The organism is Halomonas elongata (genome assembly GCF_029081005.1).
GTDB lineage: Bacteria > Pseudomonadota > Gammaproteobacteria > Pseudomonadales > Halomonadaceae > Halomonas > Halomonas elongata_B.
The window spans coordinates 1-994 of sequence record NZ_JAJQTQ010000060.1 but is presented as its reverse complement, the minus strand read 5'-3'; the positions used below and the strand labels follow the sequence as shown (position 1 = coordinate 994).

Sequence of the window (994 nt, the reverse complement as noted above, 5' to 3'; positions counted from 1 at the left end):
CAGGGAAACGCCAGACCCCATTACAAGATCTCGTCTGGGATCTATCAAAATTTGCCATTATTTTAACATTCGTAAGCAATGCTGATGGCTATCTGACGGCAGCAATGGATGCTATTAAATCTATGAAGGATGGGTTCCTTGGTAAACCTGTATGGGCAACGCTAGATACCATGTGGAGTACAACTCAGCTTTTGGCTGACAAAGTTTATGCTATGGATCAATCCAAATATGTGTCAGTTGAAGGTGGAATCGGGTCAATGTTGGTTTGGGGAGGAAGTATCCTGATTATGTCTGTAGCGGCTGTTATTTACATGCTTGCCGATGTAACAATGCAGTTAGCTATTCTTGTAGCTCCGATATTTATCGGTTGTTATATGTTTGGATTCACTAGAGTAATGTTTAATAACTGGCTTGGTATATTATTTTCTAGTGTATTTACTGTTATTTTTGCTGGAGTTCTCGTCAAAATTGGTACCGAGTTTCAAACTGATATGCTTAGTCAGATATCGAGAGATGCTAACTCAACAAATATTTTAACAATGGGCGCAATGGCATTTGTAATTGGAGTTCTGATTGCTGTCTTTGTCTGGAAATCATCGAGTTTCGCGCAGCAGCTTGCCGGTGCAGGTGTTGAAGGTACTCTTCAGGGAATGGCTCTTTTAGGGATTGGGGCTGCTGGAATGGCCGTAGAGAAAACGAGAAACCAGATGAAACGTGGAACGCGAACAGCCGCCGAATGGGCAGGTGAAAAAGGGGAGCAGAAACGGGCTTCAATAGGCGCATTGGGAATGGAAGCAAGAAGACGAGCATCCCTGGAAAAAGCACGTGCGAGGAATTCAGCATGAACAAAAAACTAATTTTTTCAGTACTTTTGTGCTTATTTTCATTTGGTTCTGTCGCAGGTATTCCGGTTGCTATTGATGCCAGTCCGGAATGGGCTGTTGAAGCCACAAGATGGACAGAACGACTCAAACAATGGTCTGAAACAGCGCGG

At 43.3% G+C, this 994-nt stretch carries 1 protein-coding gene; it reads left to right on the top strand.

Annotated features, from left to right (window positions below):
• A partial coding sequence (locus tag LU493_RS19410; protein ID WP_275289452.1) for a type IV secretion system protein occupies positions 1–845 on the top strand: 845 nt, incomplete at its 5' end.
• Positions 846–994 lie beyond the last annotated feature (149 nt).